General features: G+C 44.2%; 4 protein-coding genes. 3 read left to right on the top strand and 1 reads right to left on the bottom strand.

The features are described 5' to 3' along the window. The first annotated feature begins 426 nt into the window (after window positions 1-426). The 3 genes from CSR02_RS16270 (at window position 427) to CSR02_RS04830 (ending at window position 3,187) form a co-directional block, all read left to right on the top strand. A complete protein-coding gene (locus tag CSR02_RS16270; RefSeq protein WP_143225542.1) occupies window positions 427-1,179 on the top strand; it encodes a hypothetical protein in 753 nt (250 codons plus the stop codon). 39 nt (window positions 1,180-1,218) lie between these two features. Then, window positions 1,219-1,524, top strand: a complete 306-nt coding sequence (locus tag CSR02_RS04835) for a hypothetical protein (RefSeq protein WP_099540770.1) — start codon at window positions 1,219-1,221, stop codon at window positions 1,522-1,524. 148 nt (window positions 1,525-1,672) lie between these two features. Then, window positions 1,673-3,187, top strand: a complete 1,515-nt coding sequence (locus tag CSR02_RS04830; protein WP_099540769.1) for a hypothetical protein — start codon at window positions 1,673-1,675, stop codon at window positions 3,185-3,187. A 39-nt stretch (window positions 3,188-3,226) separates the two neighbouring features. Here the strand turns inward: CSR02_RS04830 and CSR02_RS04825 are convergent, their stop codons facing one another. Then, complete coding sequence (locus CSR02_RS04825) at window positions 3,227-4,342, bottom strand: alpha/beta hydrolase family protein (protein WP_099540768.1); 1,116 nt, start codon at window positions 4,340-4,342, stop codon at window positions 3,227-3,229. Window positions 4,343-4,408: the final 66 nt, after the last annotated feature.

Here is a 4,408-nt window from a genome sequence, read left to right as displayed (position 1 = left end):
ACAGGCGTCATCAGAGCCATCACGAGGATCGCACCACTCACCTGAAGCGGTGTATACCCTCGTTCATCTCTGCGTACGGTTTCCCTTTTTTCTAGAAAAAACGCACGAAGCATCATTCCGAATTTAGCTTTAGTTCTGAGGATTGGGGAAACACGGAACAAAACCAGAATCCTTAATGATTAGTGCTCAAGCCAAATTTGCCGATGGTGAAAGCGTGTAAGTTTATCTCTACTACAAAAAGATAGCATCAATTTCTGCAAATTGAAGGCAATATAATATGCGAACATTTCATATATATTAACGAAACACTACATGAATATTTCAAAAAAAATGCTTAGTTTTCAATCATCTAAACTGTAATTTTAATCTACTGATATATGCCTAAAGCAGATATTAAAGGCACATTCCACCTGAAAGGCTTAAAAAGTGTTCTCCAAATCTAAATCCCCAAAAGTGGCGCAGATCGGGAAGGACATTAAGCCCAATATCTATGAAGAACCCAATCATTATGACGGTCTTACAGACTATAGTGGAGCACAAATAGATAGTCTTCCAGATAAATTCATGACTAGAGGCGCACTAGACTTATGCGGCTGCTCAAATCTGAAAGAACTCCCCTCTGGTCTAAATATTGGATCATGGCTTGATGCCTCCTGGACAGGCATAACAAGCATTCCAGATGATGCTAAAATTCGCTCAGATATAATTTGTCGAGGATGTGATCGACTAATAAGTCTGCCCACCGATTTTAAAGTAGGTGGAAGTTTGGATTTAACTGGTTGTGAGAATCTAACCAAAACTCCAAATAATATGGTTATTGAGGGCAATCTCGAAATGACGGGGTGCGTAAAACTAGCCTTTATTGGGCGATGCCTGCGTGTTGGTTGCTCAATAAATCTTTCAGATTGCAAGTCTATAAAACACCTCCCTAAGGACATCTACCTAGGCAATAATCTGATTTTACGCGGCTGCGAGAAACTGGAGGAAATACCTGAACACCTTTGTGTAAACGGTGACCTTGACCTCACAGATTGCATATCAATCAAATATCTACCTGACAGCATTACAGTAGGAGGGATAATTTTGCTTTCAGGATGTGAAGGCATATCCCTGTCACGGGAATTATATCAAGGAATGAAAGGTAGATTTATCCTTCCAAACTCATTTAGCCTTTACTAAGTTATTTAAAACAGAGCGTTAAAGTATTGCGGGGTAAGAATGTCCACTTCTATCATTGATGATATCTGCGTAAGAATGGCTGGAAGCGATCTATTGTTCTTACTACCTCCGACAAATCTACCAAAAAACAAGCCTATTACCTGGCATTACAAAGCTAAAGATCAAAATCTCTATCTTTTTCAAGATGGGAGATGCTTTGCCAAAACACTTATCGATATGGAAGACAAAGAAGAAGCAGAGTCGATTTTTGCAAAATCAAAATCGGTCAGAGTGGTTGAGGTCAGCGAGAACGGTGATCTTGATGAATTTATCGACGTGTCAATGGCCCCTCAAATCCCCAATTAAATCAATAAATCAAACATTTCCTCAATATCAAAGTGGGTTAGACCACAGTTATTTTAGTATTGCGAAAACCCGAACCATCTTCCTTGCATGAACTTGCGTTACTTTAACACCTTAATGAACACAATTTCACAGTGGGTGGGAGGCTCTTATGAGCAAAGTCCGTGAAAAATCTTTTTCTGAGACCCTTGATGAACAAATCTTTTCTCGGACTGAAGCCGTAACCGAACGTCTCCAAGGGGCCATCTCTTCTGTTGGCACTCTCGAACCATTTGCAAATGAAGCGAAATCAGAGCCCGTTGGAAAACAGGGCAATGAGAGATTCAAGTCATTCCAGACGGGAATGTTCGAAATTAAAAGCGCAATATCCACTGGACTAAGGGAAGGAGTGTACAATGCCTTCTCGAATGCATCTGTTAATGTGCATTCATCAATAGATATCCCAGATAAAAAACTCGCTGCTGATCTAGCAGCTATTTCCGCACAATCTTTCGCAGCAAACTTCGCAAGAGCTCTTAACACTCCTGAATCTCGCGAGGTTCAGGAATACCTGAGAAAACAGAATGAAGAGCGAAATAATGCAGCGCGCCTAGAGAGGGAAGAAAACAAAGCCAAACGTGGAACATTCTCTGCCAGGCTAGACAAGGCATTTGCCAAAGCGGCTGAACGCCAAAAGTATTTCAAACCCTATTCCTCCCAGAAGCCGGTGCGAACCAATTTTAAAACAGAAGCAGCAAAAATGAGAAGATGGGCGCGCAATGCATCTATGGCTGCCGTCATGAATTCTCAGTTAATGGCTCAGGCTGCTACGCAGAAGATAGCTTCAATCGGAAAATTCTTTTCAAAAGCATCAAAAGGAATTGCTACTGGGGCAACCAAGGCCGCAAAATCACTGTCAGTAAGCCGGGCATTAAAAGTTGGTAGTTTGGTCGCTGCTGGTGCTGCAATTATTTCAATTGCCCCACACATGGTTGATGCCCTCCCGCATGCGGCGCATGTAGCTGGCTCCCTCGCAAATGATCCCAATGTGCTGGCCACTGGTCAACACGCTCATGCTGCCGCCATAGCTTCGCATGATGCAATGCAGCAACATGCGGCGATGGCTTCCAAAGCAATAGCCAAGTCGAGCCATTCACTCGCAACATCAGGTATGGGCGGATTGATGACCAGCGGTCACCAGCACCTCCACACTGCATCACATGTCGTGCATAAAGCTGCTCAATTGCATCAGACAGCAGCTCAGCATGCCATTTCCGCGGTATCTGCGGATGATTTAAACGCTAGGGAATTGCAGGCGCTCAATCATAATGCTCATGCCCTTAATGCACTTCATGATCCTAGACCTGCCATCCATGAACATCTTCAGACACTTGCGCCACAATCCCCCGCCAATATCCAATCAGGGGTATCTCCTTCTAACCCTCTTGCAAAAGAGGTATATCAGCACCTTAAAGCTGGCCCAGACGCCAAACTCCATGTTCCTCTCACCAATCAAATCGGGAATGCAGCAAAAAGCACCCTAATTGATCAGCCTGTAAGCTACGCAGAAGGCGTCGCTGCGGGAGTGAGAGACATGTTTAACAGCATAAGTGGACAACACGCCCCGCAACCCATCGCGATGGAAGTGACTGGGCCGCAATATCATTATGATATTTCCCACACATGATTACCCAGGCACTCTCCTGAGACGAACAGGAGAGTGCTTTTAGCGGTACATCATCTGTAGACGACCATCTGTCTCCTTCTCGAAATCGGTTCCTGCGATGACATTCAGGATATCTTCGTCATAACCTCCATAAGCCAGCATGAATCCAGTAGTAGCAGCGCATATTTCCTGAAACTGATGCTCAAAGCCGACTGTGCTCGCAGAATGCTCTCCGGTACAAGATGACATCGTTGTTTTTCGCATCCATGCAAGATGCTTGAAGTTCTTGGGTGATAAGGCGAAAGCATCTGTTCTATCGTCAGGCGTGTTACCCATATTAAACAAGGAATCATCGCCAGGACCGGTAACAACCATAAGGGGGGATTCTAATTTATCCCACGATGAGATGGTCAGTCCCATTACACCGTGCCCTTGTGGCGTTAGAATAAGTCCACCATAATATCTAGGATCCGCAAGACTTAAATGGTCACTGCTGGCTGGCCCTGATTGAGCTGTCGCCCCCAAAATTATCTGAGCGGCAAATGCACCCAGAGAGTGACCGGCTATAAGAGGCCTATCTACAATAATATCTAAACCAGTAACTTGCTGGAGTAGTGGTATGACATCGATCACACGCTTCAAAGCACTAGGCCGTTCGAGCCAATACTTTAATGGTATATCAACGCCATCATCCCCTTTCACCAACTCCCCAGTAAGATAATCAGGCCAGTGGAATTGAGGTCTCCGAGAATTAGATGAAATCACGGACAAGATTTCTTCATCATTATGGAGAGGCGCCACAACGACAAAACCATGACTAGCCCAATGCTTAAATAAATCTGTGTAAGAGGAAGGCGATAGAAATTCAGCATGACTAAACACTATTAATCTTGCAGACCCCTTTTTTACCGGATGCCAAACATTCATATGCAAATCGCTCTGAGGGGAGAAAATTATGCTCTTCTCTGGAGCACCAAAATCACCTTCAGAGCTTAGCTTTGAGTAAGGTGTATTACCTTCTCCGTTGTTCACGTGCCGCAAAACAAAACGATCATCATCGGATAAATTAGATGGGATTGATGTGGATGGATCAGATTGAGCCAAAGCTCTAGAGTGAGGTAAAGTTAGACTACAACAAAGAGCACTTAAAAAACCTAAAGCCGAACGCCTTTTCATCCTAAACTCCGCTGGAAACCCCGGCGTTCAGGCCGGGGAGGAAAGCGGTTCCGCTCTTTACTGAAC

Source organism: Acetobacter pomorum (assembly GCF_002738225.1).
In the GTDB taxonomy this organism is placed as follows: domain Bacteria; phylum Pseudomonadota; class Alphaproteobacteria; order Acetobacterales; family Acetobacteraceae; genus Acetobacter; species Acetobacter pomorum.
The sequence above is the reverse complement of the archived record's forward strand: the minus strand, read 5'-3'. Positions and strand labels throughout refer to the sequence as shown.

Bases quoted from the DNA above. Each gene is read 5' to 3' on its own strand.
- CSR02_RS04835 (WP_099540770.1), top strand. From the start codon at position 1,219: ATGTCCACTTCTATCATTGATGATATCTGCGTAAGAATGGCTGGAAGC.
- CSR02_RS04830 (WP_099540769.1), top strand. From the start codon at position 1,673: ATGAGCAAAGTCCGTGAAAAATCTTTTTCTGAGACCCTTGATGAACAA.
- CSR02_RS04825 (WP_099540768.1), bottom strand. From the start codon at position 4,342: ATGAAAAGGCGTTCGGCTTTAGGTTTTTTAAGTGCTCTTTGTTGTAGT.